Here is a 25,280-nt window from a genome sequence, read left to right as displayed (position 1 = left end):
GCTTCGGGCGCGCGGCGTCTTGAACGCGCCGCGTCGCCGGTTGACGCTTATTGCGGCTGATAGATCGAATCGAACACGCCGCCATCCGCGAAATGCGTCTTCTGCGCCTTGGTCCAGCCGCCGAAGGTGTCGTCGATGGTATAGAGCTTCAGCTTCGGAAACTGCTTCGTCAGATCGGCGGGCACCTTGTCCGAACGCGGCCGATAGAAATTGCGCGCGGCGATCTGCTGCCCTTCGTCGCTATACAGATACTTGAGATACGCTTCGGCGAGCTTGCGCGTGCCGTGTTTGTCGACGACCTTGTCGACCACCGCGACCGGCGGCTCCGCCAGAATGCTCACGGACGGCACCACGATCTCGAACTTGTCCGGACCGAATTCCTTCAGGGACAGGAACGCCTCGTTTTCCCACGCGATGAGCACGTCGCCCTGACCGCGCTGCACGAAGCTCGTCGTCGCGCCGCGCGCGCCGGAATCCAGCACGCCGGCGTTCTTGTAGAGCTTCGTCACGAACTCCTTGGCGGTCTGCTCGTTGCCGCCCGGCTTGTGCTGCGCGTACGCCCACGCCGCGAGGTAGTTCCAGCGCGCGCCGCCCGATGTCTTCGGATTCGGCGTGACGATCGACACGCCCGGCTTCGTCAGATCGTCCCAGTCCTTGATGTGCTTCGGATTGCCCTTGCGCACGAGAAACACGATCGTCGACGTGTACGGCGATGCGTTGTCCGGCAGGCGCTTCTGCCAGTCCGCGCCGACGAGTCCCTTGCCCGCGAGCGCGTCGATGTCATAAGCGAGTGCGAGCGTAACGACGTCCGCCTGCAGTCCGTCGATGACCGCGCGCGCCTGGCCGCCCGACCCGCCATGCGACTGCTTGAAGGTTACGGTCTCGCCCGTCTCCGCCTTCCACTTTTTCGCGAAAGCCTGATTGAAGTCCTGATACAGCTCGCGAGTCGGGTCGTAGGAAACGTTCAGAAACGACGTATCCGCCTGCGCCGGCGCCGTCATGATCAAACCCGCCGCGCCGAGCGTCGCCGCAGCAAGAAGCCGTCGCAATCCCGTGTTGATGCTTTGCATTCCCCGTTCTCCGTCTTATCGAATTGACGGAATCAGTCTAACGAGGCCTCTATATGATTGAAAATAATCGTTATTCACTTTTTTATACGTAAAACTGCTAAGAACGATATTCCTGGATGGAAGAAGCGCCGGCGGGCGCGATCCGACGGTGCGGAGGCTTCGTGGCCGCGAACTTAAAGTAAAGCTTGAAAAGCGCCAAATACTGTATAAAAATACAGTCACCTGTCCATTCATACAGTGCATCAGGGGCTCGAGCCAGTGACCAAAACATCAAAACTTACCGCGCGGCAGCAGCAGGTGTTCGAACTCATCCAGCGCGCGATCGACCGCACGGGCTTTCCGCCCACGCGCGCCGAGATCGCGGCGGAGCTCGGCTTCAGTTCGGCCAATTCCGCCGAGGAGCACCTCAGGGCGCTGGCCCGCAAGGGCGTCATCGAGCTGGCGGCGGGTTCGTCGCGCGGCATCCGGCTGCTCGGCGATGCATCTCGCATCGATCGGTCCGAGGAGCTGCCGCATCAGTTCACGCTGCCGCATCAGAGCATCATGCAATTGTCTCTGCCGCTCGTCGGCCGGGTCGCGGCGGGGAGTCCTATCCTCGCGCAAGAGCACATCTCGCAGCACTATGCGTGCGACCCCGCGCTCTTCTCCAGCAAGCCGGACTATCTGTTGAAGGTGCGCGGCCTCTCGATGCGCGACGCAGGCATTCTCGACGGCGATCTTCTCGCCGTGCAAAAGCGCAACGAAGCGAAAGACGGACAGATCGTCGTCGCGCGTCTTGGCGACGACGTCACGGTCAAGCGCTGGAAACGGCGCGCGGACGGCGTCGAACTCATCGCCGAAAACCCCGAGTATGAAAACATCTTCGTGCGCGCCGGCAGCGGCGATTTCGCGCTTGAAGGCATTGCCGTCGGGCTGATCCGCTCCGGCGAATTCTGATGTTGGCCCGCGAACGGGCAAGGCACGAAAGTCGAAGCACATTACTTTCGCACCGAGACACGAAATGTCTCATTGACATCGCAAGATAGCCTCACCAACCGCTTTCGACACCTGATTCAGGCGTCTCACAACACAACAAGCATGACGGCCACCGCGCGCGGTGCGCCGCGGTGCGTCCTATCGTCTGGAGAGTCATCATGGAACGTTTTGCCCGTCTGCTGCCCTTCCGTCAATTCGGCCGCCTGCGCCATCTGCGCACGCTGATCGCCTGCGGCATGCCGCGCGCCGAAGCCACGCCCGATCTCTTCAACGAAATGCCCGCGTTGCCGTCCCGTCAGCCGGCCTTCGCTCGCGTTTCCCTCAACAGCACGGTGCACGCCGAGGCCGAGCAGCGCGCGCCAGTGCGCGTGTATCGCGGGCAATCGCGCGTGATTCTGGTGGGCAAGATCGACGAGGTTTCGCGCATGATCGACCGCTGCATCGCCGAGGAAAATGCCGGGCTGGCCGGCGGAATCCTCGCCTGAATGGAACGCCATCGCACGCACGACGTGAATTCACGGGATTTAACCGGCGCCCGCGCGGTCAATCCGTAATTCACGTTTTGCAAGAGGCTTGGCCCAAGCATGTCCCGCACTACCCGTTCTATTGTCGTTACGCTCGTCGTCCTGGTTATCGTCGCGGCGCTCGGTTTCGTTTACGCATCGCCTTACATCGCACTCGATCGCGTGAAGCGCGCGGCCGATGCCCGCGATGCGCAAACCGTCAACGAATACGTCGATTTTCCGGCGCTGCGCGCGAGCCTCAAGGACCAGATCGCGGCGCTGCTCACGCGTCGCGTGGATATTCAAAAGAGCGGGAATCCGCTCGCGATCATCGGTGCGATGATCGGCGCGGCGCTCGTCGGTCCGCTGGTGGATTCGTATGCCACACCGGACGGCGTCGCGGCGATTCTGAACGGCATCCCGCCGCGCGGCGATCCGGGCGAGCGTCCGCCGCAAGCTGGCGACGGCGCACCAGCGAATGCGGGGAATGGGCCCGCGTCCGGCGTCACGACCGCACGGCAGCCGCCGAAAGAGCCACCGCAGACGACGGCGGGTTATCGAAGCCTGAACACGTTCGTCGTCACGTATCAACACGGCGCCGGCGATGCGCGATACTCCGCGATCTTCCACCGCAACGGGCTCGTGTCGTGGAAGCTCGTCGCGGTCGATCTCAACGGTTGACGCGTCAAGCGTCGCGGCTCACGCTTCGCACCGCATCACGCCCCGGCTTCGGCCTTGACGGGCTTCGCCGCGTACGCCGCTTCGTCTTCCGCTTCGGCCGATTCACCGGCCTGACAGACGGCAACCAGGATGCTGCACTTCACGCGATCCAGCAGCGGCGTGTTGCCCGCGCCCATCCACCAGCGCGCGAGGCCGCTGCGGCAGCGATGCCCGACGACGACGAGATCGACCTGAAGGCTGTCGGCGAGCGCCGCGATTTCGTCGATCGGATGGCCGAACGCGAAATGTCCCTGTGCCTGAAGGCCACGCTCGCGCAGCCATTCGACGCCCTCTTGCAGGATGTCGCGCGCGGCCTCTTCGAAGCGTCCGCAGGCCATGTCGGTTAGCAGTCCGGCGCTCTGCGCGATGCTCGAGCGCATATCCACCACCGCGAGCACATGCGTCTCCGCATTCAGGTCGAGCGCGAGATTGGCGCCCTGACGCAGTGCCTTGCGGCCTTCTCTGGAGCCGTCGTAGCACAGCAGGATTTTTCGGTAGCTCTCCATCTTGACCTCCCTGGCCAACGTGCCGTTGAGCGCGGCTTGCCCGCGGCGTTGATTCATCATCGTGCGTCGTCCCATGGGAGACAACGCTGGAAAACGCTTACCGGCGCGAACACGCTAGCTCGCACCGTGCCAGAACCACAAAAACGTCGACGGACAAGCCTCTGGCACTTTCGGCCGGAACCGGTTCGACGCGCCCCGCACGGGTTTGACACGCCCGCGCAGCATGCGGTTGCACGCCAAGCGCCGCCTTGGTGCAATGGATTACACTAGCCCGCTGGATTTCCCTCATCCGGCTTTCCCTGCGCACAGATGCATGACTGATCAATCTTTGCAACAAAGCGCTACACGCGACGCCGATGGAAACCGCGCACCCGCCATCGAATTCAGCGAAGTAAGGAAGCACTACGGCGAGCGCACGGTCGTCGACGGCCTGTCGTTCGATGTGCGGCCCGGCGAATGCTTCGGACTGCTCGGACCGAACGGCGCGGGCAAGACGACGACGCTCAAGATGCTGCTCGGCATCACTTCGCCCGATAGCGGCGCGATCCGTCTCGTCGGCGAGCCGGTGCCCGCGCGCGCCCGATTCGCCCGCGAGCGCGTGGGCGTCGTACCGCAGTTCGACAATCTCGATCCCGATTTCACTGTCCGCGAAAATCTGACGGTGTTCGGCCGCTACTTCGGCCTGACGGGCGCGCGCATGGATGCGCTCGTGCCGTCGCTCCTGGAGTTCGCGCGGCTGGAGAGCAAGGCCGATGCGCGCGTCGGCGAGTTGTCGGGCGGCATGAAGCGGCGTCTCACGCTCGCGCGCGCGCTCGTCAACGATCCCGATGTGCTCGTGATGGACGAACCGACCACCGGGCTCGATCCGCAAGCGCGGCATCTGATCTGGGAGCGTCTGCGCTCGCTGCTTGCGCGCGGCAAGACCATTCTGCTGACGACGCATTTCATGGAAGAAGCCGAGCGTCTCTGCGATCGCCTGTGCGTGATCGAGGAGGGCCGCAAGATCGCCGAAGGACGGCCGCGCGAGCTGATCGAATCGGTGATCGGCTCGGACGTGATCGAAATCTACGGACCCGATCCGCAAGCGCTCGCCGCCGAGCTTGCGCCGCTCGTCGCGCGCATGGAAGTGAGCGGCGAGACGCTCTTTTGCTACGTCGACGATCCGCAGCCCGTGCATGCGCGCGTGAAGGGCCGCGCGGACGTGCGCTATCTGCATCGTCCGGCGAATCTCGAAGATGTTTTCCTGCGTCTCACCGGACGTGAGATGGTGGACTGAGCCAATGGATACGCTCGAACGATCCCGCATCGACAAACAGCGCGAGCCGAAGCGCGCACAAAACCTCACGCCGCTTTCCAGCGCGTTGCCCGCGAACGCCACGCACTGGATGTCCGTGTGGCGGCGCAACTATCTCGTCTGGAAGAAACTCGCGATCGCCTCGATGATCGGCAATCTCGCCGATCCGATGATCTACCTCTTCGGCCTCGGCCTCGGTCTGGGCCTGATGGTCGGGCACGTCGACGGCGTGTCGTATATCGCGTTCCTCGCGGCGGGCACGGCGGCGTCGAGCGTGATGATGTCCGCGAGCTTCGAATCGATGTACTCGGGCTTCTCGCGCATGCACGTTCAGCGCACCTGGGAAGCGATCATGCACACGCCGCTCACGCTCGGCGATATCGTGCTTGGCGAGATCGTCTGGGCCGCGAGCAAGTCGGTGCTGTCGGGCGTGGCGATCATGATCGTCGCGGGCGCGCTCGGCTATGCGAGCTTTCCGTCGATGCTGATCGCGTTGCCGGTCATCGTGCTGACAGGACTCGCGTTCGCCAGCACGGCGATGGTCGTCACCGCGCTCGCGCCGAGCTACGACTTCTTCATGTTCTATCAGACGCTCGCGCTCACGCCGATGCTCCTGCTCTCCGGCGTCTTCTTTCCCATCGCGCAACTGCCCGCGATCGCGCAACACGTCACGCAGGTCTTGCCGCTGTATCACGCTGTGGAGCTGATCCGTCCGGCGATGCTCGGCCGCCCGTTCGACGGCTTCGCGCTGCATGCGCTCGTGCTCTGCGCGTATGCGGTCGTGCCGTTCTTCCTGTGCGCGTGGCTTTTCAGGCGGCGCATGATGAAATGAAAAACGGCGATGGACTTCGAAAGCCGATCGCCGTTTTGACATCGCCGAAAAGGAAAGCGCGCTACTTCACCGGAAACTCGTGATGCCCGCCGAAGCCGAAGCGCATCGCGGACAACATGCGTTCCGGGAACGATTCGGCATCGCGCGAACGGAACCGCGTGTACAGCGCCGCCGACAGCACTTGCGCCGGCACCGCTTCCTCGATTGCCGCTTCGATCGTCCATCGTCCTTCGCCGCTGTCCGCGACTTCGGTGGAATAGCGATCGAGCGAGCCGTCGCCCGCGAGCGCGCCCGCGGTCAAATCGAGCAGCCACGACGACACCACGCTGCCGCGACGCCACACTTCCGCGATATCGGCGAGATCGAGCGAGTAACGCTCGTTCTCCGGCAGTTCCGTCGAGTCCTTGCGCTCGAGCACGTGAAAGCCTTCGGCATAGGCCTGCATCAGTCCGTATTCGATGCCGTTGTGCACCATCTTGACGAAATGCCCCGACCCGACCGGCCCGCAGTGCATGTAGCCGTTCTCGACGCGTGCATCCCGCCCTTCGCGGCCCGGCGTCGCGGGAATGTCGCCGCGTCCCGGCGCGAGCGTCGCGAGAATCGGATCGATGCGGCGCACGACCGGCTCGTCGCCGCCGATCATCATGCAGTAGCCGCGCGTCAGGCCCCACACGCCGCCCGACGTGCCAACATCGACGTAATGGATGCCCTGCTCGCGCAACTGCGCGGCGCGGCGGATATCGTCCTTGTAGAAGCTGTTGCCGCCGTCGATGATCACGTCGTCCGCGCCGAGGATCTTGTGCAGATCGTTGAGCGTGTCTTCGGTGATTTTCCCCGCCGGCAGCATCAGCCAGACGACGCGCGGCGCGGTCAGTTTCGCGACGAGATCGCCGAGATCCTTCGCGCCCGTCGCGCCTTCGCTCGCGAGCGCTTCGGTGGCCTCCGGATTGTGGTCGTACACGACGCACGTATGTCCGCCGCGCATGAGCCGCCGCCCGATGTTGCCGCCCATGCGCCCCAGTCCCACGATGCCGATCTGCATGATGGTCACTCCTTCCCGTTGGATTTCACGCGTTCGATCTGCTTCTTCGCGGCGTCGTAGACCGCTTCGGGCGTGAAGCCGAACTTCGTCTTCAGCGCCTTCAATGGCGCGGATGCGCCGAACGTGTGCATGACGATCTGCGACCCGAGGCGGCCGACGTAGCGGTCCCAGCCGAGCGTCGCGGCCTGCTCGACGCACACGCGCGCATGCACGTCCGGCGGCAGCACCGATTCCTTGTACGCGAGATCCTGCTTCTCGAAGATGTCCCAAGACGGCATTGACACGACGCGCGCCGCGACGCCTTCGCTTGTCAGCTTCTCGTACGCCTCGACGCAAAGCGACACTTCGCTGCCCGTCGCGAGCAGCAGCACCTCGGGCTTCTTGCCGCCTTCGGTATCGGCGAGCACGTAGGCGCCGCGCTTCACGCCTTCGGCGGACGCGTATTTCTTGCGGTCGAACGTCGGCAGCGGCTGGCGCGTCAGCACGATGCACGACGGCTCCTTCGGATGCGTCAGCGCGACGCGCCACGCTTCTGCGACTTCGTTCGCGTCGGCGGGACGCAGCGTGCACAGGCCCGGCACGCCGCGCAGCGAGGCGAGCTGCTCGATCGGCTGATGCGTCGGACCGTCTTCGCCGACGCCGATCGAATCGTGCGTGAACACGTAGATCACCGGCACTTCCATGATCGCGGACAGGCGGATCGGCGGCTTCATGTAGTCGCTGAAAATCAGGAACGTCGATCCGTAGGGACGCAAGCCCGACAGCGCGAGGCCGTTGCAGACCGCGCCCATGCCGTGCTCGCGAATGCCGAAGTGCAGATTGCGTCCGCCGTAGCTGTCGTGCTCGAAGCTGCCCGCGCCTTCGAACTTCAGATTCGTCTTCGTCGATGGTGACAGGTCTGCCGCGCCGCCGATCAGCCAAGGCACGCGCGGCGCAATCGCATTCAGCACCTTGCCGGACGAATCGCGCGTCGCGAGGCCCTTGGCGTCCGCCTCGAAGGTCGGGATGTCCGCGTCCCAGTTGTCGGGAAGCTTGCCTTCGAGCATCTGCCACGCTTCTTTCGCGAGTTCCGGATTGGCCTTCTCGTAGGCGTCGAAGCGCTGCTTCCACTCGGCGTGCAGCTTCTTGCCGCGCGCGCCCATGCCGTCGGCGAAGTGCTGCATGACGCCGTCGGGCACGTAGAACTGCTTGTCCTCCGGCCAGCCGTAGAACTTCTTCGCGAGCTTGACCTCTTCCTCCCCGAGCGCCTCGCCGTGCGCGCTCGCGGTGTTCTGCTTGTTCGGCGCGCCCCAGCCGATGATGCTTTTCACGACGATCAGCGTCGGCTTGTCGGTGTGCGACTTCGCCTTGTTGATGGTCGCTTCGAGCGCGTCCGCGTCGTTGGCGTCGTCGACGTGCAGCGTGTGCCAGTTGTAGCCGTGAAAGCGCGCTTCCACGTCGTCGCTGTAGGCGAGCTCCGTATGGCCTTCGATGGTGATGGTGTTGCTGTCGTAGATCCAGATGAGATTCGACAGCCGCAGATGCCCCGCGAGCGACGCCGCTTCGTGCGACACGCCTTCCATCATGTCGCCGTCGCCGCACAGTGCGTAGACGCGGTAATCGAAGAGCTTGTCGTCGCCCTTGTTGAAGCGGCTCTCCTTCCAGCGCGCGGCCATCGCCATGCCCACGCTGTTGCCGAGGCCCTGGCCGAGCGGTCCGGTCGTCGTCTCGACGCCCGTCGTCATGCGGTATTCCGGATGGCCCGGCGTCTTGCTGTCGAGCTGGCGGAACTGCTTGATATCGTCGATCGACACGGCGGGCTTGCCGGTCGGCTTGCCGTCGCCGTCGAACTCCTTCACGCCGGCAAGATGCAACAGCGAGTACAGCAGCATCGACGCATGCCCGACCGACAGCACGAAGCGGTCGCGATTCGGCCATAGCGGCGCGTCGGGATCGTAACGAAGATGGTTCTGCCACAGATGGAATGCGACCGGCGCGAGCGCCATCGGCGTGCCGGGGTGGCCGGAATTGGCCTTCTGCACGGCGTCCATCGAGAGCGTGCGGATGGTGTCGATCGTGAGGCGATCGAGATCTTTGGCCTGAGGTGTTGCTTGAGACATGAGCGACGACTCCTTTGCGAAGAGCGCGCTGTGGCGAGGGGCGCCGCAGCGGGCAACCAGGACCATCGAGCAAGTGCAGTGCCTTACGAAAAGCACCGCACCGCGAATGACACGGGAGCGCGCCGCGAATCCTCGGGTGCGGGATTCGGGCGGCGTTACGGCAGAGTACGGGCCAAAAATTAGGCCGGTATTACAGAGCGATAAACGACGGGCACGCGAACATCAATGCTGACACATTCGCGGCAAAGGCATGCAATTCTTCGCCAAATGCTTGAGCCGGCGAAGAAAATCAGGGCGCCGGATTCGGCTGACGCTCGTGCAGCGCTTCGATTTCGGCCAGGATTTCGTCCGACAGTTCGATGTTCACGCTACCGATGTTCTCCTTCAACTGCGGCATCGACGTCGCGCCGATCAGCGTGCTCGTCGTGAACGGGCGCGTGTTGACGAACGCGAGCGCGAGTTGCGTCGGCGTGAGTCCGTGGCGTTTCGCCAGTTCGACGTACGACGTGATCGCGGCGATCGCCTGCGGCTTGCTGTAGCGCTGGAAACGCTCGAACAGCGTGATTCGTGCGCCCGCCGGACGCGCCCCGCCCTCGTACTTGCCCGACAGCCAGCCGAACGCGAGCGGCGAATACGCGAGCAGCCCGACGCCTTCCTTGTGCGTGAACTCCGACAGTCCGAGCTCGTAAGTGCGATTCACGAGGCTGTACGGATTCTGAATGCTGACGATTTTCGGCAGCCCCGCCTTTTCGGCCGCGCGCAGGAATTGCGCGACACCCCACGGCGTTTCGTTCGACACGCCCACGTGACGGATCTTGCCCGCCTTCACGAGATCGGCGAGCGCCGCGAGCGTTTCCTCGATCGGCACCGTGTATTCATCGTCGATATAGGGATAGCTGGATCGGCCGAACGTCATCGTGCTGCGATCGGGCCAATGCAGCTGATACAGATCGACGTAATCCGTTTGCAGGCGCTTCAGGCTGCCGTCGATGGCTTCGTTCAGATTCTTGCGATCGAACTGGTTGCCCGCGCCGCGGATATGCCGCGGATTGTGCGGCTGGCGCGCGGGCCCGGCGATTTTCGTCGCGAGGACGATATCGGCGCGCTTCGCCGGATGCTTCGCGAGCCACGTACCGATGTATTCCTCCGTGCGGCCCTGCGTCTCGGGGCGCGGCGGCACCGGATACATCTCGGCGGCGTCGATGAGATTCACGCCTTGGGCGAGCGCGTAATCGATCTGCTCGTGCGCTTCGCTTTCGGTGTTCTGCTCGCCCCAGGTCATGGTGCCGAGCCCGATCAGGCTGACGTCGATACCCGAATCGCCGAGTTTCCGAAACTTCATTGCTCATTCCTCTTGTTGACGAGTTGTTTGCGCGCTGTGGGGAGACCGTAGGCGCTTTGTCGGACAGGCTGCCTGGCTGATTTTCCGGCAATCGCAAAACCTACCATAGGCGCGAAAGCTCTGCTCTCGCGGCTAGAATGGCAAGCTTCCAACCCGTCAGGCAGGAGCACGCAACCGATGCCGTTAGCACGCGATCGCGAGACAAAAGGCTCGTCGCTCATCGTCATGCTCGTCGCGGCGACCTTCTTCATGGAGAACCTCGACGGCACGATCATCGCCACCGCCTTGCCGCAGATGGCGCGCTCGTTCAACGTGCATCCCGCCGACATGAGCCTCGGCATCACGGCGTATCTGCTGACGCTCGCCGTGTTCATCCCGATTTCCGGCTGGGCCGCCGACCGCTTCGGCCTGCGCACCGTGTTCGCGAGCGCGATCGCGGTGTTCACGGCCGCGTCCGTGCTGTGCGCGACGACCTCGACCTTGCCCGCGTTCGCCGCCGCGCGCGTGTTGCAGGGCATCGGCGGCGCGATGATGGTGCCCGTCGGGCGCCTGGCCGTCTTGCGCGCGACGCCCAAGGAGGGCCTGATGCGCGCCATCGCGATCATCACGTGGCCGGGTCTCGTCGCGCCGGTGATCGGCCCGCCGCTCGGCGGCTTCATCACGACGTATTCTTCGTGGCGCTGGATCTTCTATCTCAACGTGCCCCTCGGGCTGATCGGCTTGCTGCTGACGCTGCGCTACATCGGCAACGAACGCGAGGATGCGACGCGGCGCTTCGACTTGCCGGGCTTCGCGCTGTGCGGCATCGCGTGCACGACGCTGCTCTACGCGATGGAACTGATCGGACGCAGCGACGTGGACTGGCGCTTCGTCGGCGCGCTGGTGGCGGTAGGCGTCGTCGCGGGCATCGCGTCGTGGCGGCATCTGCGGCGCGCGGCGCATCCGGTCGTGGATCTGTCGGCGCTGAAGGTGAAGACCTTCGCCGTGGCGATGGGCGGCGGCTCGCTCTTTCGGATCGCGATCAGCGCCGCGCCGTTCCTGCTGCCGCTGATGTTCCAGGTCGGCTTCGGCATGAACGCGTTCGATTCGGGCCTGCTCACGCTCGCGGTGTTCGCGGGCAATCTGTCGATGAAGCTCGTCACGACGCCCGTGATGCGTCGGTTCGGCTTCCGGCCGGTGCTGATCGTAAACGGCGTGCTCGCCGCGCTCTCGCTTGCCGCGATGAGCCTGCTGACGCCCTCGACGCCCACGTTCGTGATCGTCGCCGTGCTGTTCGCGAGCGGCTTGTCGCGTTCGCTGCAGTTCACGGCGCTCAACACGCTTTCCTTCGCCGACGTGCCGAAAGCGCAGATGAGCGGCGCGTCGGCGCTATCGAGCACGCTCTTCCAGATGACGATGGGCATCGGCGTGGCGGCCGGCGCAATCGCGCTGCGCATCGGCGAATGGATCCACGGCCACGATGCCCATTCCATCGGACCGGAGGATTTCAGCGTCGCGTTTCTGATCGTCGGGTTCGTGGGGCTCGTCGGCGTCGTCGATCTGTTCGGGCTCGCGAAGGACGCCGGCGCGCTCGTTTCCGGGCATCGCAAGCCGAAGGCGTGAAGGTTTTATGACGGAAAGGCTCAAGCCTTCGCCGCGCCTGCCGTAATCCGCGGTATGAACTCGCACACGCTCGACGCCCTCTCCGCCCTGACCGAAACGGTTGCCGTCCTCCGCCACGCGCGCGGCCTGAAGAATCCGCACGATTTCCCCGACGGCACGCCCGAGCGGCAACTCACCGCCGACGCCTTCGCCGAAGATTTTCTCCGCGCCCTCGATGCCGAGCCGAGCATCGGCGCGTGGTGGCGCATCTGATCGAAGCGTCACCGCGGCAAGGTCGCGGCATCTATTACCGACGTCCGCGCGATCTGATTCCCCGAATCGGCAAATTCTGAGTCAAGTCTTCCTATTTGGCGAAACGTTTGCGCGCGGCTATCAAGTCGCGCCCGTGCGCGCCGACAACTCGCATATCGCCATGACCCAATCAGGAGATGCCAGTGAAGTGGGCAGCGTCACTTTTTGCCATCGCCGTCGCGCTCGTCGTGACCGGCTGCGCGCCGATGCCGGCCGCCAATACGGCTCAGATCGAAAAACCGGCGGCTTCCGCCGAGATCATCCGCTTCGAGATTCCCGCTGACGCGCTCGGCGCCCGCGACCCGCAACTCACGGCGATCCTCGCCAAAGCGGGCGCGCTCGCAGCCGCCCAAAAGCAGCCGACGACCATTCTCGTCACCGCGCTCGCGCAGGACTTTCCCTATCTCAATCAGGCGATCTGGAAAGGCATTCCCGCGCGACATGCAGTCAAGCTCAGTCTCGAAAACCTGACCGCCGGCGCGCGCCAGCCGTACAGCGTGTCCATCAAGCCGACGCAGGGAGGCTGACGCGATGCGCCCATTTCTCATCCTCGCGACTGCGCTGTTTTCGATGCACGCCGCCGCCGGTCCGCTCGACGTGAGCGCGCCCGCGTCCGTGCAAACGATCGCGGCGCTCGGACCTGCCGCGCAGAAGGTCTATCCGCCGCTGCCGACGCTCGCAATGCTTCCGCCTTCCAGCGGCGAAGAAGACGATGCGCCTGCCAAATCCGCGAGCAAGAAAGCGAAGAAAACGCGCCGCGTCGCCGATTGCAAATGCAACGGACCTGAGCCGCGTCTCGTGGTGTCGGACGAGTCGCGCACGTATATGAAAGACGTCGAGCGCCGCATCGACATCGCGCTCGCGCCGTAATCGAAGGAGCCACGTTCCATGTTCCGTCCGTTTTGCGCGGCGCTGGCCGCCTGCGCGCTGCTCGCCGCGCCGCTCGCGCCGCGCGCCGCTCACGCCGACGATTGCTTCGAACAGGCCGGCGCCTATCAGGGCGTCAATCCGCTTGTGCTGCGCGCGGTCGCCTGGCGCGAATCGAAAGGCGACGCCGCCGCGCTCAACCGCAACGCCAACGGCTCGATCGATATCGGCCAACTGCAGATCAATTCGATCCATTTTCCCGATCTCGCGCGTCAGGGCATTCCGCATCGCGCGCTCGCCGATCCGTGCGTCAACGTGTTCGTCGCCGCCTGGCTGCTCAAGCAGAAGATGGTGAAGCACGGCAACACATGGCGCGCGATCGGCGCGTATCACTCCGAATCGCCCAAACATCGCGACGCCTATGCGCGCAGCATCCAGCAGATTCTCGTCAACTGGGGCGAGTTGCAGCCCCAGATGCGTTGAGGGTGCAACTCGGCCATCGGCTCAAAGCTGGCTCATGCCGCCGTCGATGATGATCTCCGTGCCGACGATGAAACCCGATTCCGGCGACGCCAAATGCAGCACCGTCGCCGCCACTTCGCTCGACTTGCCGAAGCGGCCGAGCGGAATCTGGCTTTGAAGCTGCGCGGCGGCTTCATCGATGAGGCCGAGCTTGTCGTGGAGCGGCGTCGAGACCGGACCGGGACTCACGACGTTCACGCGCGCGCCGCGCGGCAGCAATTCCGCCGACAGCGTCTTTGCGAGCGACACGAGCGCCGCCTTGCTCGACGCATAGACCGATGACATCGGCATGCCGATATGCGCGTTGATCGAACCGTTCAGCACGATCGACGCGCCTTCGTTCAGCAAGGGCACGAGCGACTGGATCTGGAAGTACGGTCCTTTCACGTTGATCGCGAAGGTTTCGTCCCACGCTTTTTCGTCGATGCCCGTGAACGGCCCGAAGGTGGCGACGCCCGCGTTCGCGAAGATCGCATCGAGCCGGATGTTCGCATCGGTCAATGCTTGCGCCAGTTCGCGCGCAGCGCTTACCGTGCCCGCCACGTTGCGGATCGCGATGGCGTTCGCGCCGAGCGACTCGCGTGCCGTCGCGAGCGCGCTTTCATCGCGGCCGGTGATGACGACGCGCGCGCCTTCCGCAGCAAATGCCTGCGCTGCCGCGAGACCGATGCCGCTGTTGCCGCCAGTGATCAGAACTGTCTTGCCTTCGAAGCGTTTCATGACGTTCTCCTTGTGAACGTTGCAGGGTGTGAAGGCATTATGGTCGGACGTGCGCCCTTTTCCGTACGACGCGGCCGGCGCACTCGTTCGATATCGTCGAACGAGTTTTTGTCTGAGTGAGGCGCCCCACAGATGCGCCTTGAAGCGAACGCGATCGCCTCCTAGAGTTACGCAGTTCCTTCCCGACAGGAGGCGCATCATGCAAGACGCCCAACGCGGCGCACAGCCCAATCCCGAGCGGCTGCTGCAAATGGGGATGGCGTTCTGGGCGTCGAAGACGCTGCTTTCGGCGGTCGAACTCGGTGTGTTCACGCAACTGGCGACCGGCCCGCGAACGGCCGACGATCTCGTGCAGGCGCTGGCACTGCATCCGCGGGGCGCGCTGGATTTCCTCGATACGCTCGTCGCGCTCAACCTGCTCTCGCGCGAGGGCGGCTTCTACGCGAACGCCGACGACGCCGATTTCTTCCTGGATCGCAACAAGCCTTCATATGTCGGCGGATTGCTGGAAATGGCGAACGCGCGCCTCTATCCGTTCTGGGGTTCGCTCACGGAGGCGCTGCGCACCGGCCTGCCGCAGAACGAATCGAAGCACGGTGGCAACGTCTTCGAGACGCTCTATAGCGACCCGGCACGTCTGCGCGGCTTTCTCCAGGCGATGAGCGGCGTCAGCATGGGCGCGGCGCACGCGATCGCGCGACAGTTCCCGTGGAGCGAGTACCGCACGTTCATCGATATCGGCGCGGCGCAGGGCGCGTTGCCGGTGCAGGTGGCGCTTGCGCATCCGCATCTGACGGGCGGCGGCTTCGATCTGCCGGTGGTGGGTCCGGTCTTCGACGCGTACGTCGCCGCGCACGGACTCCAGGACCGGCTGCGCTTTTATCCCGGCGATTTCTTCAAGGAGCCGTGCCCGTCGGCGGATGTGCTCGTGATGGGGCACATCCTGCACGACTGGGATCTGCCGCAGAAGCTCGAACTGCTCGCGAAGTGTCATGCGGCGTTGCCGGCGGGCGGCGCGTTGATCGTGTACGACGCGATCATCGACGATGAGCGCCGTCAGAATGCCTTCGGGCTTCTGATGAGCCTCAACATGCTGATCGAAACGCCCGGCGGCTTCGACTACACCGGCGCGCAATGCTGCGCGTGGATGCGGCAAGCGGGATTCGCGACGGCGCGCGTCGAACCGCTCGTCGGCGCGGAGTCGATGGTGATCGCGACGAAGTGAGCGGGCCGCGCGCCTGAACGCTTCGTCAGCGGTCGTTCGACATGCCTTTCAGGCGATCGTTGCCGGCGTCGCGGGCGGCGTCGGCGGTGGAGAAATTCTCTTCGGAAACCAGCGCGCGCTTGACCTCGCGCGCCGCGAAATCGACGAGCGTGATGACCCAGACGAAACCGCCCGCCTGCTCCGCGGTCTGCACGAATGCGCGCAGATCGCCTTCATTCGACGATGCCATACCGACCTCCTCGTTCAAGTTGATGCGCCCTGCCGGCCGCGCGAGACGCGTATCGACCGGCGATGCGATGCGTCGGCTGAACGGGCGCTAACGGGCGGCAGCCGGCCGCCTTCAGGCTTCGAAATCGAGACCGCCGAAGAGCACCGACGGTTCCGCCTGCGAGCGCGTCGCGAGATCGACCTCGCGCGCGCCCTGCCACGCGTCGAGCTTCGCGCCGATGGCGTCGAGATAACGCAGGAATCGAGCCTCGCCGCCCGCGCCCATCAGCCGTTCGATCTCGTCGTCGTCCCAGGTCAGAAATACGTTCAGCGGATACGGATAAACGCGCCGATGTTCATCGCCCTGTCGCGGTGCACGTTCGGCGCTGACATGCAGACGCGTCGGCACGGCCGGGCTTTCGTAGCCGAGGATGTCGACGCGCACGCCGTGATCGACGACGCGCGTCACACGTTCCACGATGCGCGGCATGAATTCGGTTTCGAACCGGAGCGCCTGTTGCCGGTTCAACGGGCTTCTCCGCGAGCGCTCGACTGCATCAACGGCATCGTCAGACGGCGGGCAAGTCTTCGAGCGATTTCTCGATCTGACCGTCCTGCACGCGCGCTTCGATGCCGATGTGTCCGTTCGTGTAAGGCAGCGCGCTGACTTTCGGGCCGAGGAAGGCGCGGCCGCCGAGCTTGAAGAGCGTGCGGACTTCCTTGCCGCTCTTGATGGCGTCCACGACCTGCTGGACATCCACGATGGTGGTGGGCGCGGCCCAGTCGTTCGTGGCCGGATCGAAACTGCCCCAGCGCACGCTGGTCACGCGGTCGTTGACCCAGCGCACACCGTCGATCGCCAAAGTAGCCATGTCTGCCTCCGATGCCGTCGTTGGGGTGATCTCGAAATCCTAGCATTGTTGGACGAAGGCGGCTGACGTTTGCGCGGGCGAAACGCTCAGCCGGCGCGAACAAACTGCCGCGCTGCGGTAAAATCGCGGATTCCCCTTGAAATTCAAGCGGTTCGCATGAAGGTGCGGCCGCCGTCGCCCATGTCAGCCGTATCGAAGATCAGTCCCCGCCGCGTCTCCGTCGCTCCTATGATGGATTGGACCGACCGCCATTGCCGGTCCCTGCATCGGCTGGTATCGCGTCATACGTGGCTCTACACGGAGATGGTGACGACGGGCGCGCTGCTCTACGGCGATGTCGCGCGGCATCTCGCGTTCACACCCGCCGAAGCGCCCGTTGCGCTGCAGCTCGGCGGCAGCGAGCCGGCCGATCTCGCGAAAAGCGCGAAGCTCGGCGAGCAATGGGGCTACGACGAGATCAACCTGAATTGCGGCTGCCCTTCCGAGCGCGTGCAGCGCGGCGCGTTCGGCGCTTGTCTGATGAAGGAGCCGCAGCTCGTCGCGGATTGCGTGAAAGCGATGCGCGACGCGGTGTCGATTCCGGTAACGGTCAAGCATCGCATCGGCGTCGACACCGTCGAGGAATATGAGTTCGTGCGCGATTTCGTCGGCACGATCGCCGATGCCGGCTGCGAAGTGTTCATCGTGCACGCGCGCAACGCGATCCTCAAAGGCTTGAGCCCGAAGGAGAATCGCGAGATTCCGCCGCTCAAGTACGAATATGCGTATCGGTTGAAGCGCGACTTTCCGCAACTTGAGATTTCGATCAACGGCGGCATCAAGACGCTCGATGAAGTCGAGGAGCATCTCAAGCACGTCGACGGCGTGATGCTCGGGCGCGAGGCTTATCACAATCCGTACGTGCTCGCCGGCGTCGACACGCGCTTTTACGGTGCGAATACGCCGGTTCCGTCGCGCGAAGAAATCGAGGCGGGACTCATCGACTATGCACGCGGCGAACTGACGCGCGGCACGTATCTCGGCGCGGTGACGCGGCATGCGCTCGGGCTGTATCGCGGCGTGGCCGGCGCGCGCGGATGGCGTCGCGTACTGTCCGACAATCGCCGTCTCGCGAAGGGCGATCTGACGATTTTCGATGAAGCGCGGGCTCACCTACGCGAGGCGGTGGAAGCGCTCGATGCATGATGCGTGGCCGTCGGAAAAAGATGCTAAAAGGGACTAGGCAAGCGCAATCATTGTTCGTATAATCTCGCTTCTTGATTGCTGCAGCGGTTTTGAAGCAGTCGAGATCGCGGTAACAGTGGTGGCTGTAGCTCAGTTGGTAGAGTCCAGGATTGTGATTCCTGTCGTCGTGGGTTCGAGTCCCATCAGCCACCCCACCGAGAATTCATGCAAAAAGCCCAGTCGAATGACTGGGCTTTTTGCTTTGCGGCTTCTGATTCGGACGGCCCTCGGGCACGCGCCGTGCACATCGAAAGTCTCCCCTTGGCGGAGACTCATCATGTCCCGACATCACCTCGCAACAGCCGCCCTTCTCCTCGCCACGACCTTCGCGACCCAAGCCCAGACCGCGCGCCCCGACGAGAGTGCCTCAATGGTCAAGCCGCCGGGCGCACCCGGCGCGCCGTCCGCGAGCGCCACCCGCCCCGACAATCCCGACAACATGCCGGTGAAGCGCCCGAATCCGCCGCAGAACAGCGATCGCATGCTGCATCACAGCCCCGCGAGCGACGCGATCGCGAAATAACCCGCAACGGCCCCGAACCCGCGCTGGAAGCACGCGCGACGCCACTATAATGGCGCTCGTCACGATAATCGGAGCCTACCGCGTGCTCATGCTCCAAGCGGTCTAGCCAATGCAAAAAGTCATTCTGCCGTTCGTTTCCGGTTTTCTCGCCGCACTCTTTTTTCGCGAATCGACCCTGGCGCTGTTGCACGCAGCGGGTCTCGTCGATCCGGCCGGCTTTTCCACCGCACCGTTTGTTCCGCTCGGCATCCCGGAATTCATCGCGAATGCGCTGTGGAGTTCGATCTTCGGCGTGCTGATGGCGTGGCTGCTGCGCGTCGCGCCCGAGCGCAGCGCGCCCTGGATCGGCGCACTCGTGTTCGGCGGCATCGTGCTGACGGCCGTCGGCGTATTCGTCATCGATCCGGCCCGCGGCATCTGGCCGAGCGGCAACATGCTGCCGCGTCTCGCGCCGAACTTCATCGCCAATGCGATCTGGGGCTGGGGCGCGCTCGTCTTCATGCGCGCGTTCATGGCGGGTCACGAGCCGCACTGACCCGCCGCCGGAAACGAAAGCGGCCCGCGCGGGCCGCTTTTCACAGCGTCAGTCCTTCAACAGCCGCAGCGGATGCGCCGCGGGCGTCCACGCGCTTTCGAACATGCGATCGACATCGGCGGCGTTCACATCCTCGGCGCGCGCGATCTTCCAGCGCGGCTCGTTGTCCTTGTCCACGATGCGCGCGCGGATGCCTTCCAGCACATCGCCGCGCTCGAACATCGTGCGCGTCAGATCGAGATCGCGGCGCAGCGTCTCGGCCATCGTCGAGAATTTCGCGCGATCGACCTGCTGCAACGCTACATCGACGGACAGCGGCGAGCGCTCGCGCAGCTCGGCGGCCGTGCGTTTCGCCCAGTCGTTGCCGATGTCCGCCTCGCGTTCGAGCGACGCGAGGATCGACGCGCCGTTGCCCGCCGCGAAGTGCTTGTCGATCATCGTGCGCGCGGCGGCCAGCTCGCCCTTTTCGGGAATCGGCGCGACCTTGTACTTCGTCGTTTCGTTCTGCACGAAGCGCACGATCTCGACGCCATCGAGAAAGCGCTGATGCCTGAGCGATTCGATGAGGCCCGGCAGCGCGCCGTCGTCGAGGTAAGCGTCCGCCATGCGGGCGTACAGCGCGTCCGCGGCGGAAAGGCTCGCGCCCGTCGCCGCGAGATAACGGCCGATCGCCCCGGGCGTGCGCGCGAGGAACCAGCTCACGCCGACATCGGGAAAGAGACCGATGCGCGTCTCGGGCATCGCCATCTTCGTCGATTGCGTGACGACGCGCAGGCCGCCCGTGTGATGCGCGCCCTGCGAGATGCCCATGCCGCCGCCCATCACGACGCCGTTCACGACCGCGACATACGGCTTCGGGAACGTGAAGATCGCGTGATTGAGCTTGTATTCGTCGGTGAAGAACGCGTCGATCGCCGCCCGGTCGCCCGCCTGCGCGGACTCGTACAGAAAGCGGATATCGCCGCCCGCGCAAAACGCGCGCACGTGCGGGCTATAGACGATGACGGCGCGGATCGCCTGATCGTGGCGCCACGCGCGCAAAGCCTCGCTGATCGCGCGCAGCATCGGCGGGGTCAACGCGTTGAGTGCCTTCGGACGATCGAGCGCAATGAAGCCGATGCCGTTGGCGGTGTCGATACGGATGTCTTCGGTGGTCATCGTGTTGAAGTGTCGGGTCGATTCGCTGAGACGAATCGAGGTTCGGTTCGGTTGGCCGGCGCGAACCACGCGTCGAGCGACAACTCGACGAGCGTCGTGGCCGGCGTCTCGGGCAGCGCCGCGCCGGTCAGCTTGAGCGCGACGATGCCATGCAGATTCGCCCACAGGCCTTCCGCGCACGCGAGCGGCGCGGCGTGCGCGGGCAGCCGGTCGGCGGCACGCAATTCGGCGAACGCGTCCGCGATCAGCGAAAGCGTCGCCGCGCCTTGCTCCGCCGCGTGATCGTCGCCTTTACGCTGGGCCTCGGCGACTGCCTGCGCGGAATCCGTGTGCTCCATGAACATCAGCCGATACGTCTCGGGCTCGGCCAGCCCGAATTCGACATACGCGCGGCCCATCGCGTTCAGGCGCGCGGCCGGATCTGCAATCGATGTATGGGCGAGGAACGCGTCGCGCAGACTCGCGTGCCCTTCCACGCGCAACGCCCGCGCGATATCGCCACGGCTCTTGAAGTGAAGATAGAGCGCGGCGGGCGAATAATCGATCGCCTCGGCCAGCTTTCTCATCGATAGCGATGCAAAGCCTTCGCGCTTCACGATCTCGCGCGAGACCTCGAGTATGCGCTCGCGCAGCGCCTCGCGCTGCTCGCGTCTTTGCTCCGTGCGGCGCTCTTGCGAACCCATGCGAGGCATTGTCGGCACCGCCTCTTTCGAAGTCAAATTGCGACGCGCGGGCGCGCGCTCAGACGGTCATCTTGCCGTCGTCGTCCCGTCGCGAAGCCGCGCGATAAAGCGGCTCGTCCGAGTCGCGCAGCACGACCGACGCGAACACGATGCACAGCGCAAGAATCAGCACACCAACGGCTGCCCAGATGAGCCATAGCGCATTGGACTCGACAAGTGAGTGAAGAAAGGATTGAAGCATGACGACCCCGCGCGATTTTTATATTTGACCGCCCAAGCGCATGGCGTTGAGCAAGTAATGTGCCGAGCGAATCGCATCGCGTGCGGCGAATAGATGGATGGTACTCCGTTGCGCGATCACGCGGAAGGAGGCGCGGCGTGTCCCGCGCGAATAAAGAGGCGGCGCGATGCAGGTCTTACATCGCGCCGTGTAAGAGATGAACGAAGGTGCGTCAGACGGTGACGCGCCCCGGCGGAAAGTGTCCGCTTTTCAGGAGCACGGGCATGCCGTTGGTCACGCGCAGATGCTCCCGCGCGACCGCTTCGATGCGCGTGCGGCCCGCATCGAATGCGTCGATCCAGCCGGCGCTGTCATAGGTCTGCGCGCCGAAGTGATCTTCGAGCGCTTCGACCGAAATGGCGCACGGCACGCGCCGGCCATCTACGATCGCGGCGAACTCGACGGTCAGGTTGGAATCGCGGTAATCGGGCGCGTCCGGAAGGAATCGGATATTCATGATTGTCTCGTTGCTGAAGACGTTCAAGCGCTGGAATCACTTCTATCGCTGCGTTCGATGCGAGTCCGCTCGCGGCGCCGCGAACGATCGCACGAATCGATTCGGCGACTATGGTACTCGCGCTCGCGCCGCGCGGTCCAGCGCCGCGCCGCTCATGCCGCGAGCACGGATTCGTCGACATCGACGACGAGCAGCGAGCTTGCAAGCGGATCGGCATAGTTGAAGTCGAGCAGCCGGCTCATTTCGCGCACGCGGTCGCACACGCGTTGACGCGCATCCAGCGACAGATGCGGATAGTCGCGCAACACTTGCGCGTCGAATCGGTAATGCACGCCCCACGCGACATTGCCCGGATGATTCGCGACGCCGCCCGTGCGCCAGCTCACGAAAAGCGCCGGCGTCGGCTCCGCGCCGATTTCCGCGACGTCCGCGCCGCTCGGAAACAGATCGATCAGGCTGTTCGCGACGTCGTACAGCACGGTATGTCGAAGATGAACGGGGCGCATCACGTCGATTGCAGCAAGCGGTCGATGTATTCGCGCGCGGCCTGCTCGACGTGTGCGAGCGCCTCGTCTTCGGTTGCGAAGCGCCGCTCGGGACCGAGATCGACGAGCGCTTCGAAACGATGGACATCGTCCGGGCCGCCGCGCGCGAGGCTCACCGAGCCGACATAGATCGGCGCTTCACCGTCGTTTTCGCCGTGCGACTGCACGAGCCGCGCCGAAGCGCTGATGTAATACCCACGATATGGCCCCGTGACTCGTTCTGCCATGGTTTTGCCTCCGTTCAATTGGCCGCGCATGCGCCGGTTTTCGCCGATATCGGCGGCAATTTCAACCGAAACGCCAGATGAATAAGGCGCGCGATCCGGAAAATAGTTCATCGGGCGGCTTGACGCGCATACGGGCGCTCTCACGGTTTGATCGCAAGCATCGCGCCCGCGCGGGTTGCGCTAACAACCGCTTACGTGTCGCGTAAGGCGCGTATGGGACAATGCGTCTCTCAAAAAACGCGCCCTCGCCGCGAAGCTCGAGGCACTGCGGCGCGCATCGCAATTCGCTCTCACGAGGTAAAGATGAAGGAATCCGGTCGGCGCTTGCGCCGTATCTCCGCACGCGTCGCGACGCTCGGCGCTGTCGTCGCGATCTCGGCTCTCGGCGCGTGCGCGTCGTCGAACGAAGCATCGCTCATCAATCTGCCCGATGGACAGACCGGCTACGCGGTCAACTGCAGCGGCGCCGACGCCGGATCGAGCTGGGCGAGCTGCTACGTGCTCGCCGGCAAGAAATGCGGCGCGACCGGTTACGACATCGTGTCGAAGGACAACGAGGAAGGCGGCCCGACCGGCGGCGGCATCAGCAACGTGGTCTCCGCGAACGTCAAGAACCGTTCGATGATCGTGCGTTGCAAGTAAAGCGCATCAATGCGCGCTCATCTTCGAGAAGGCGTTGAGCACGACCACGCCGGCGACGATGAGACCCATGCCGAGCATCGCGGGCAGATCGGGCGTCTGTTTGAAGAGCAGCGCCGCGACGAGCGTGATGAGCACGATGCCCGCGCCCGACCACACCGCATACACGATGCCGACCGGCAACGCGCGCAGCGTCAGCGACAGCAGATAGAACGACAACCCGTATCCGGCCACGACGATCGCGGCGGGCAGCGCGCGCGTGAAGCCATCGGAGGCGCGCAGCGCGGAAGTCGCGATGACTTCGGCGACGATCGCGATGGCGAGAAGCACATAAGCGGTTGAGCGCATCGGCGTCGGGGCTCTCTTTTAGTCGCGTCCGAGAGACAGGTCGCCGAAGTTCTGGCCGAGCACGGCGCATAGTGCTTCGACCACAAGCTGATGGTCGTCGCGCTGCGGAAGTCCCGACACCGCGACGGAACCGATCACGCCCGCGCCCTGCACGCGCAGCGGGAATGCGCCGCCGTGCGTCGCGAACGCTTTGGGATCGAGCGTGTACTTGTCCGCGAGCGTCGTGCCGGCCTGTTGCAGCGTGAGGCCGATCGCATACGAACTGCGGCGGAAATGCTCGACGGTGCGCGACTTGCGCTCGACCCAGCGCGCGTTGTCGGGTGTGGTGTTGTCGAGCGCTGCGTAGAAAAGCTGGCGCCCGAAGGTACGCACATCGATGACGATGGCCGCATCGCGCGCCAGCGCCATCTCGCGCAATTGCGAACCGATTTGCCACGCGTGTTCCGAGTGAAATTGCGGGAACACGAGCGTGTGCTCCTGATGCGCGATGGCTTGCAGAACGTGGGGAATGTCCATGGACGGGTCCTTTGGCGTGCTTGAAGCGAAGATGGTGGGTGTGGAGGAGATTTTCGCACGCGTGGGGGAAGGCGCGATGTCTGCGTTGGTCGTGAAGGAGTGGAAATGCGACTTGGGATTTGGAAGTCGAGGACGACGTTGATGCGAAAAGCCTGACTGACCAGGCTGATTGCGACCCCAGAAACCGAACGCGACGGACGCTGCCTGCGCGACAGCGAATGTGTCGTCTGCGAGCATTGCGGACACAGCGGGTTTCTCAGCCACCTACGACCGACGCCTTGTTTGTCTCGCGCAGCATCGTGACCATCAGTTCTTCCGTGAATCGGCTCTGCTTCATGACTTCCATATCTCGGTTGGAAGCCATTTCTCAGTTTCGGTTGGCCCAAACTCACCAGGCAAGGCAACGAAATCAGGTTATACGGTAATGCGATCAGGCTCACGTTTCGACAGCGGCTCGACATCGCTCAGAATCAGCGCCGGCATCGCTCACTTCATGAAGTTGCAATGCTCGCGCGTAGCGGGCTACAGCGGGCCAGCCGAATTCGTCTGCCTGAGCATGCAGTTGGCGAGTTAAGGATCACTCTTCCGAGAGGCGCTCCGAAAGTTGTCATTTCGAAAGCAACCCGCCGGCGCTCGTCGAGATCGAACTTGCGCTCGCTTTGGCGCTTGTGATGGCGTCAGTCGCCGTGTTGACGCTCTGCGCCGCCGCTTTGCTCGCGGCGGCGGCTCCCGAGACACTCGACGCCGCCGACGCGGCAGCCGCCCCGGCGTTCGATACGGACTGCTGCGGCGCATCGCGTTTCACGGCTTTCGGATCCGCACCTTCGAGCACGAGCAGATTGCTCTGCACACTGATTCTCACCGGATCGGTGTCCTTCCACTGCTTCTTCGGAATCAACAGCTTCCACACGCCGTTGCTGCTCGGCGAGCGGAAGAACGCCACTACGCCAACGTACTCGGCGTCCTTCTGCATCGGTTCGGCAACGCTCGCGCTCGCGCCCGGGCGCAGCACGACGTCCTTGGTGGCGACGAGATCCGTCTTGAGCAGTTCGAGATCGGCGTTCTGCAACTGGACGTATTCGAGTTGCGCGAAGGTCTTCGAATCCTTGAGTTGATAGAACCGCACCACCGTCGAAAGCGGCTGGCCGGTCGCGTTCTCGTTCAACGCGGCGCGACCGTTCAGTTCGACGTTCATCGACTTGACTTGCGTGGTGAAGAGCCACTCGGCTGCGCTTACCGTGCTGTCCTTCGTGGCCTGCCACGCGCCGCAGCCGGCGATCGAGAGCAGACTGGCCGTGGCGAGTGCGGTCGTTGCGCTTCGCATCAGGCGGCCCGTGATGGAAGCATTCGAGTTGTAGTGATGCATGGTCGGTCCTGCCCTGCTTGATTTATTCGGCTGCGCCATCCCAGCGCCCCAGATGCACGCGCGTAGTGCGCGCAGGCTCGTCCGTCGGGG

General features: G+C 64.2%; 33 protein-coding genes and 1 tRNA gene. 16 read left to right on the top strand and 18 right to left on the bottom strand.

All coding sequences use genetic code 11. From position 1 onward, the window contains the following. Window positions 1-47: 47 nt before the first annotated feature. Window positions 48-1,070 (bottom strand): sulfate ABC transporter substrate-binding protein, encoded by a 1,023-nt coding sequence (locus LDZ23_RS06490; protein ID WP_280519315.1) that lies wholly within the window; start codon window positions 1,068-1,070, stop codon window positions 48-50. Window positions 1,071-1,328: 258 nt separating this feature from the next. Here LDZ23_RS06490 and lexA point away from each other — a divergent pair, with 258 nt between their 5' ends. The 3 genes from lexA to LDZ23_RS06475 all read left to right on the top strand — a co-directional run bounded on the left by lexA (window position 1,329) and on the right by LDZ23_RS06475 (window position 3,229). Next, the gene (gene lexA / locus LDZ23_RS06485; protein WP_008349903.1) at window positions 1,329-2,006 is read left to right on the top strand and encodes a transcriptional repressor LexA; all 678 of its coding nucleotides are present in this window, start codon (window positions 1,329-1,331) and stop codon (window positions 2,004-2,006) included. 197 nt (window positions 2,007-2,203) lie between these two features. Beyond that, window positions 2,204-2,530 carry a hypothetical protein gene (locus tag LDZ23_RS06480; protein ID WP_008349906.1) on the top strand — a complete coding sequence of 109 codons (327 nt, stop codon included), beginning with the start codon at window positions 2,204-2,206 and terminating at the stop codon, window positions 2,528-2,530. A gap of 99 nt (window positions 2,531-2,629) precedes the next feature. Continuing rightward, window positions 2,630-3,229 (top strand): DUF2939 domain-containing protein, encoded by a 600-nt coding sequence (locus LDZ23_RS06475; RefSeq protein ID WP_175980094.1) that lies wholly within the window; start codon window positions 2,630-2,632, stop codon window positions 3,227-3,229. 35 nt (window positions 3,230-3,264) lie between these two features. On the opposite strand, the gene LDZ23_RS06470 is transcribed toward LDZ23_RS06475, so the two are convergent. Then, window positions 3,265-3,774, bottom strand: a complete 510-nt coding sequence (locus LDZ23_RS06470; protein WP_033535751.1) for a universal stress protein — start codon at window positions 3,772-3,774, stop codon at window positions 3,265-3,267. Window positions 3,775-4,087: 313 nt separating this feature from the next. Here LDZ23_RS06470 and nodI point away from each other — a divergent pair, with 313 nt between their 5' ends. After that, window positions 4,088-5,050 carry a nodulation factor ABC transporter ATP-binding protein NodI gene (gene nodI, locus LDZ23_RS06465; RefSeq protein ID WP_008349912.1) on the top strand — a complete coding sequence of 321 codons (963 nt, stop codon included), beginning with the start codon at window positions 4,088-4,090 and terminating at the stop codon, window positions 5,048-5,050. Window positions 5,051-5,054: 4 nt separating this feature from the next. Further along, window positions 5,055-5,900, top strand: a complete 846-nt coding sequence (locus LDZ23_RS06460) for a nodulation factor ABC transporter permease subunit NodJ (RefSeq protein WP_175980093.1) — start codon at window positions 5,055-5,057, stop codon at window positions 5,898-5,900. A gap of 61 nt (window positions 5,901-5,961) precedes the next feature. On the opposite strand, the gene gnd is transcribed toward LDZ23_RS06460, so the two are convergent. The 3 genes from gnd to LDZ23_RS06445 all read right to left on the bottom strand — a co-directional run bounded on the left by gnd (window position 5,962) and on the right by LDZ23_RS06445 (window position 10,383). Then, window positions 5,962-6,942: a phosphogluconate dehydrogenase (NAD(+)-dependent, decarboxylating) gene (gene gnd / locus LDZ23_RS06455; RefSeq protein ID WP_244808049.1), complete on the bottom strand. Its 981-nt coding sequence runs from the start codon at window positions 6,940-6,942 to the stop codon at window positions 5,962-5,964. 5 nt (window positions 6,943-6,947) lie between these two features. Continuing rightward, window positions 6,948-9,041 (bottom strand): transketolase, encoded by a 2,094-nt coding sequence (tkt, locus tag LDZ23_RS06450; protein WP_244808048.1) that lies wholly within the window; start codon window positions 9,039-9,041, stop codon window positions 6,948-6,950. A gap of 289 nt (window positions 9,042-9,330) precedes the next feature. Beyond that, window positions 9,331-10,383, bottom strand: a complete 1,053-nt coding sequence (locus tag LDZ23_RS06445; protein ID WP_244808047.1) for an NADP(H)-dependent aldo-keto reductase — start codon at window positions 10,381-10,383, stop codon at window positions 9,331-9,333. A 177-nt stretch (window positions 10,384-10,560) separates the two neighbouring features. On the opposite strand from LDZ23_RS06445, the gene LDZ23_RS06440 reads away from it, so the two are divergent. From LDZ23_RS06440 to LDZ23_RS06420, 5 genes are all read left to right on the top strand, one after another. Further along, window positions 10,561-11,985, top strand: a complete 1,425-nt coding sequence (locus tag LDZ23_RS06440) for an MFS transporter (RefSeq protein WP_008349921.1) — start codon at window positions 10,561-10,563, stop codon at window positions 11,983-11,985. Window positions 11,986-12,039: 54 nt separating this feature from the next. After that, window positions 12,040-12,237 carry a hypothetical protein gene (locus LDZ23_RS06435; protein ID WP_008349923.1) on the top strand — a complete coding sequence of 66 codons (198 nt, stop codon included), beginning with the start codon at window positions 12,040-12,042 and terminating at the stop codon, window positions 12,235-12,237. A gap of 176 nt (window positions 12,238-12,413) precedes the next feature. After that, window positions 12,414-12,803 (top strand): hypothetical protein, encoded by a 390-nt coding sequence (locus LDZ23_RS06430; RefSeq protein ID WP_244808046.1) that lies wholly within the window; start codon window positions 12,414-12,416, stop codon window positions 12,801-12,803. Window positions 12,804-12,807: 4 nt separating this feature from the next. Then, entirely contained in the window at window positions 12,808-13,146 is a 339-nt protein-coding gene (locus tag LDZ23_RS06425; protein ID WP_244808045.1) for a hypothetical protein, read from the top strand. A gap of 18 nt (window positions 13,147-13,164) precedes the next feature. Then, on the top strand, window positions 13,165-13,626 hold the full coding sequence (locus LDZ23_RS06420; RefSeq protein WP_244808044.1) for a lytic transglycosylase domain-containing protein: 462 nt from the start codon (window positions 13,165-13,167) through the stop codon (window positions 13,624-13,626). 21 nt (window positions 13,627-13,647) lie between these two features. On the opposite strand, the gene LDZ23_RS06415 is transcribed toward LDZ23_RS06420, so the two are convergent. After that, window positions 13,648-14,385 (bottom strand): SDR family oxidoreductase, encoded by a 738-nt coding sequence (locus LDZ23_RS06415; RefSeq protein WP_244808043.1) that lies wholly within the window; start codon window positions 14,383-14,385, stop codon window positions 13,648-13,650. A 199-nt stretch (window positions 14,386-14,584) separates the two neighbouring features. On the opposite strand from LDZ23_RS06415, the gene LDZ23_RS06410 reads away from it, so the two are divergent. Next, window positions 14,585-15,610, top strand: a complete 1,026-nt coding sequence (locus tag LDZ23_RS06410) for a methyltransferase (protein WP_008349933.1) — start codon at window positions 14,585-14,587, stop codon at window positions 15,608-15,610. A gap of 25 nt (window positions 15,611-15,635) precedes the next feature. Here LDZ23_RS06410 and LDZ23_RS06405 read toward each other — a convergent pair whose 3' ends face one another. The 3 genes from LDZ23_RS06405 to LDZ23_RS06395 form a co-directional block, all read right to left on the bottom strand. Continuing rightward, complete coding sequence (locus LDZ23_RS06405) at window positions 15,636-15,839, bottom strand: hypothetical protein (RefSeq protein ID WP_008349934.1); 204 nt, start codon at window positions 15,837-15,839, stop codon at window positions 15,636-15,638. 111 nt (window positions 15,840-15,950) lie between these two features. Next, complete coding sequence (locus LDZ23_RS06400; protein ID WP_008349935.1) at window positions 15,951-16,346, bottom strand: DUF5594 family protein; 396 nt, start codon at window positions 16,344-16,346, stop codon at window positions 15,951-15,953. 40 nt (window positions 16,347-16,386) lie between these two features. Beyond that, window positions 16,387-16,689 (bottom strand): hypothetical protein, encoded by a 303-nt coding sequence (locus LDZ23_RS06395; protein ID WP_008349936.1) that lies wholly within the window; start codon window positions 16,687-16,689, stop codon window positions 16,387-16,389. 180 nt (window positions 16,690-16,869) lie between these two features. Between LDZ23_RS06395 and dusA the strand changes: the two genes are divergently transcribed. From dusA to LDZ23_RS06375, 4 genes are all read left to right on the top strand, one after another. Further along, window positions 16,870-17,874, top strand: coding sequence for a tRNA dihydrouridine(20/20a) synthase DusA (gene dusA / locus LDZ23_RS06390; RefSeq protein WP_244808042.1), 1,005 nt, complete (start codon window positions 16,870-16,872; stop codon window positions 17,872-17,874). 118 nt (window positions 17,875-17,992) lie between these two features. Then, window positions 17,993-18,068 (top strand) — tRNA-His (locus tag LDZ23_RS06385). Between the two features lie 122 nt (window positions 18,069-18,190). Next, the gene (locus LDZ23_RS06380; RefSeq protein WP_033535750.1) at window positions 18,191-18,436 is read left to right on the top strand and encodes a hypothetical protein; all 246 of its coding nucleotides are present in this window, start codon (window positions 18,191-18,193) and stop codon (window positions 18,434-18,436) included. A 109-nt stretch (window positions 18,437-18,545) separates the two neighbouring features. Continuing rightward, on the top strand, window positions 18,546-18,971 hold the full coding sequence (locus tag LDZ23_RS06375; RefSeq protein ID WP_008349938.1) for a hypothetical protein: 426 nt from the start codon (window positions 18,546-18,548) through the stop codon (window positions 18,969-18,971). A 48-nt stretch (window positions 18,972-19,019) separates the two neighbouring features. Here the strand turns inward: LDZ23_RS06375 and LDZ23_RS06370 are convergent, their stop codons facing one another. From LDZ23_RS06370 to LDZ23_RS06345, 6 genes are all read right to left on the bottom strand, one after another. Continuing rightward, complete coding sequence (locus LDZ23_RS06370) at window positions 19,020-20,129, bottom strand: enoyl-CoA hydratase/isomerase family protein (protein ID WP_034473621.1); 1,110 nt, start codon at window positions 20,127-20,129, stop codon at window positions 19,020-19,022. Continuing rightward, window positions 20,126-20,821: a TetR/AcrR family transcriptional regulator gene (locus LDZ23_RS06365; RefSeq protein WP_244808041.1), complete on the bottom strand. Its 696-nt coding sequence runs from the start codon at window positions 20,819-20,821 to the stop codon at window positions 20,126-20,128. Before LDZ23_RS06365 ends, LDZ23_RS06370 begins: the two co-directional genes overlap by 4 nt. 49 nt (window positions 20,822-20,870) lie before the next feature. Then, window positions 20,871-21,053, bottom strand: coding sequence for a hypothetical protein (locus LDZ23_RS06360; RefSeq protein WP_008349944.1), 183 nt, complete (start codon window positions 21,051-21,053; stop codon window positions 20,871-20,873). Between the two features lie 211 nt (window positions 21,054-21,264). Next, complete coding sequence (locus LDZ23_RS06355) at window positions 21,265-21,549, bottom strand: DUF1488 family protein (protein ID WP_008349946.1); 285 nt, start codon at window positions 21,547-21,549, stop codon at window positions 21,265-21,267. 152 nt (window positions 21,550-21,701) lie between these two features. Then, window positions 21,702-22,055, bottom strand: coding sequence for a hypothetical protein (locus LDZ23_RS06350; protein WP_008349948.1), 354 nt, complete (start codon window positions 22,053-22,055; stop codon window positions 21,702-21,704). After that, window positions 22,055-22,321, bottom strand: a complete 267-nt coding sequence (locus LDZ23_RS06345; protein ID WP_033535792.1) for a hypothetical protein — start codon at window positions 22,319-22,321, stop codon at window positions 22,055-22,057. The genes LDZ23_RS06350 and LDZ23_RS06345 overlap by 1 nt, the downstream gene beginning before the upstream one ends. A gap of 303 nt (window positions 22,322-22,624) precedes the next feature. Between LDZ23_RS06345 and LDZ23_RS06340 the strand changes: the two genes are divergently transcribed. Further along, on the top strand, window positions 22,625-22,963 hold the full coding sequence (locus tag LDZ23_RS06340) for a hypothetical protein (protein WP_008349952.1): 339 nt from the start codon (window positions 22,625-22,627) through the stop codon (window positions 22,961-22,963). Between the two features lie 6 nt (window positions 22,964-22,969). On the opposite strand, the gene LDZ23_RS06335 is transcribed toward LDZ23_RS06340, so the two are convergent. The 3 genes from LDZ23_RS06335 to tssJ all read right to left on the bottom strand — a co-directional run bounded on the left by LDZ23_RS06335 (window position 22,970) and on the right by tssJ (window position 25,190). After that, window positions 22,970-23,308, bottom strand: a complete 339-nt coding sequence (locus LDZ23_RS06335) for a DMT family transporter (protein ID WP_008349954.1) — start codon at window positions 23,306-23,308, stop codon at window positions 22,970-22,972. 18 nt (window positions 23,309-23,326) lie between these two features. Continuing rightward, entirely contained in the window at window positions 23,327-23,824 is a 498-nt protein-coding gene (locus LDZ23_RS06330; RefSeq protein WP_034473617.1) for a heme-degrading domain-containing protein, read from the bottom strand. Between the two features lie 607 nt (window positions 23,825-24,431). Then, on the bottom strand, window positions 24,432-25,190 hold the full coding sequence (gene tssJ / locus LDZ23_RS06325; protein ID WP_425306896.1) for a type VI secretion system lipoprotein TssJ: 759 nt from the start codon (window positions 25,188-25,190) through the stop codon (window positions 24,432-24,434). Between the last annotated feature and the right edge of the window lie 90 nt (window positions 25,191-25,280).

This window comes from Caballeronia zhejiangensis (assembly GCF_022879815.1).
GTDB lineage: Bacteria > Pseudomonadota > Gammaproteobacteria > Burkholderiales > Burkholderiaceae > Caballeronia > Caballeronia zhejiangensis.
The sequence above is the reverse complement of the archived record's forward strand: the minus strand, read 5'-3'. Positions and strand labels throughout refer to the sequence as shown.

Bases quoted from the DNA above. Each gene is read 5' to 3' on its own strand.
- LDZ23_RS06490 (WP_280519315.1), bottom strand. From the start codon at position 1,070: ATGCAAAGCATCAACACGGGATTGCGACGGCTTCTTGCTGCGGCGACG.
- LDZ23_RS06480 (WP_008349906.1), top strand. From the start codon at position 2,204: ATGGAACGTTTTGCCCGTCTGCTGCCCTTCCGTCAATTCGGCCGCCTG.
- LDZ23_RS06475 (WP_175980094.1), top strand. From the start codon at position 2,630: ATGTCCCGCACTACCCGTTCTATTGTCGTTACGCTCGTCGTCCTGGTT.
- LDZ23_RS06470 (WP_033535751.1), bottom strand. From the start codon at position 3,774: ATGGAGAGCTACCGAAAAATCCTGCTGTGCTACGACGGCTCCAGAGAA.
- nodI (WP_008349912.1), top strand. From the start codon at position 4,088: ATGACTGATCAATCTTTGCAACAAAGCGCTACACGCGACGCCGATGGA.
- LDZ23_RS06460 (WP_175980093.1), top strand. From the start codon at position 5,055: ATGGATACGCTCGAACGATCCCGCATCGACAAACAGCGCGAGCCGAAG.
- gnd (WP_244808049.1), bottom strand. From the start codon at position 6,942: ATGCAGATCGGCATCGTGGGACTGGGGCGCATGGGCGGCAACATCGGG.
- tkt (WP_244808048.1), bottom strand. From the start codon at position 9,041: ATGTCTCAAGCAACACCTCAGGCCAAAGATCTCGATCGCCTCACGATC.
- LDZ23_RS06445 (WP_244808047.1), bottom strand. From the start codon at position 10,383: ATGAAGTTTCGGAAACTCGGCGATTCGGGTATCGACGTCAGCCTGATC.
- LDZ23_RS06440 (WP_008349921.1), top strand. From the start codon at position 10,561: ATGCCGTTAGCACGCGATCGCGAGACAAAAGGCTCGTCGCTCATCGTC.
- LDZ23_RS06435 (WP_008349923.1), top strand. From the start codon at position 12,040: ATGAACTCGCACACGCTCGACGCCCTCTCCGCCCTGACCGAAACGGTT.
- LDZ23_RS06430 (WP_244808046.1), top strand. From the start codon at position 12,414: ATGCCAGTGAAGTGGGCAGCGTCACTTTTTGCCATCGCCGTCGCGCTC.
- LDZ23_RS06425 (WP_244808045.1), top strand. From the start codon at position 12,808: ATGCGCCCATTTCTCATCCTCGCGACTGCGCTGTTTTCGATGCACGCC.
- LDZ23_RS06420 (WP_244808044.1), top strand. From the start codon at position 13,165: ATGTTCCGTCCGTTTTGCGCGGCGCTGGCCGCCTGCGCGCTGCTCGCC.
- LDZ23_RS06415 (WP_244808043.1), bottom strand. From the start codon at position 14,385: ATGAAACGCTTCGAAGGCAAGACAGTTCTGATCACTGGCGGCAACAGC.
- LDZ23_RS06410 (WP_008349933.1), top strand. From the start codon at position 14,585: ATGCAAGACGCCCAACGCGGCGCACAGCCCAATCCCGAGCGGCTGCTG.
- LDZ23_RS06405 (WP_008349934.1), bottom strand. From the start codon at position 15,839: ATGGCATCGTCGAATGAAGGCGATCTGCGCGCATTCGTGCAGACCGCG.
- LDZ23_RS06395 (WP_008349936.1), bottom strand. From the start codon at position 16,689: ATGGCTACTTTGGCGATCGACGGTGTGCGCTGGGTCAACGACCGCGTG.
- dusA (WP_244808042.1), top strand. From the start codon at position 16,870: ATGTCAGCCGTATCGAAGATCAGTCCCCGCCGCGTCTCCGTCGCTCCT.
- LDZ23_RS06380 (WP_033535750.1), top strand. From the start codon at position 18,191: ATGTCCCGACATCACCTCGCAACAGCCGCCCTTCTCCTCGCCACGACC.
- LDZ23_RS06375 (WP_008349938.1), top strand. From the start codon at position 18,546: ATGCAAAAAGTCATTCTGCCGTTCGTTTCCGGTTTTCTCGCCGCACTC.
- LDZ23_RS06370 (WP_034473621.1), bottom strand. From the start codon at position 20,129: ATGACCACCGAAGACATCCGTATCGACACCGCCAACGGCATCGGCTTC.
- LDZ23_RS06365 (WP_244808041.1), bottom strand. From the start codon at position 20,821: ATGCCTCGCATGGGTTCGCAAGAGCGCCGCACGGAGCAAAGACGCGAG.
- LDZ23_RS06360 (WP_008349944.1), bottom strand. From the start codon at position 21,053: ATGCTTCAATCCTTTCTTCACTCACTTGTCGAGTCCAATGCGCTATGG.
- LDZ23_RS06355 (WP_008349946.1), bottom strand. From the start codon at position 21,549: ATGAATATCCGATTCCTTCCGGACGCGCCCGATTACCGCGATTCCAAC.
- LDZ23_RS06350 (WP_008349948.1), bottom strand. From the start codon at position 22,055: ATGCGCCCCGTTCATCTTCGACATACCGTGCTGTACGACGTCGCGAAC.
- LDZ23_RS06345 (WP_033535792.1), bottom strand. From the start codon at position 22,321: ATGGCAGAACGAGTCACGGGGCCATATCGTGGGTATTACATCAGCGCT.
- LDZ23_RS06340 (WP_008349952.1), top strand. From the start codon at position 22,625: ATGAAGGAATCCGGTCGGCGCTTGCGCCGTATCTCCGCACGCGTCGCG.
- LDZ23_RS06335 (WP_008349954.1), bottom strand. From the start codon at position 23,308: ATGCGCTCAACCGCTTATGTGCTTCTCGCCATCGCGATCGTCGCCGAA.
- LDZ23_RS06330 (WP_034473617.1), bottom strand. From the start codon at position 23,824: ATGGACATTCCCCACGTTCTGCAAGCCATCGCGCATCAGGAGCACACG.
- tssJ (WP_425306896.1), bottom strand. From the start codon at position 25,190: ATGCATCACTACAACTCGAATGCTTCCATCACGGGCCGCCTGATGCGA.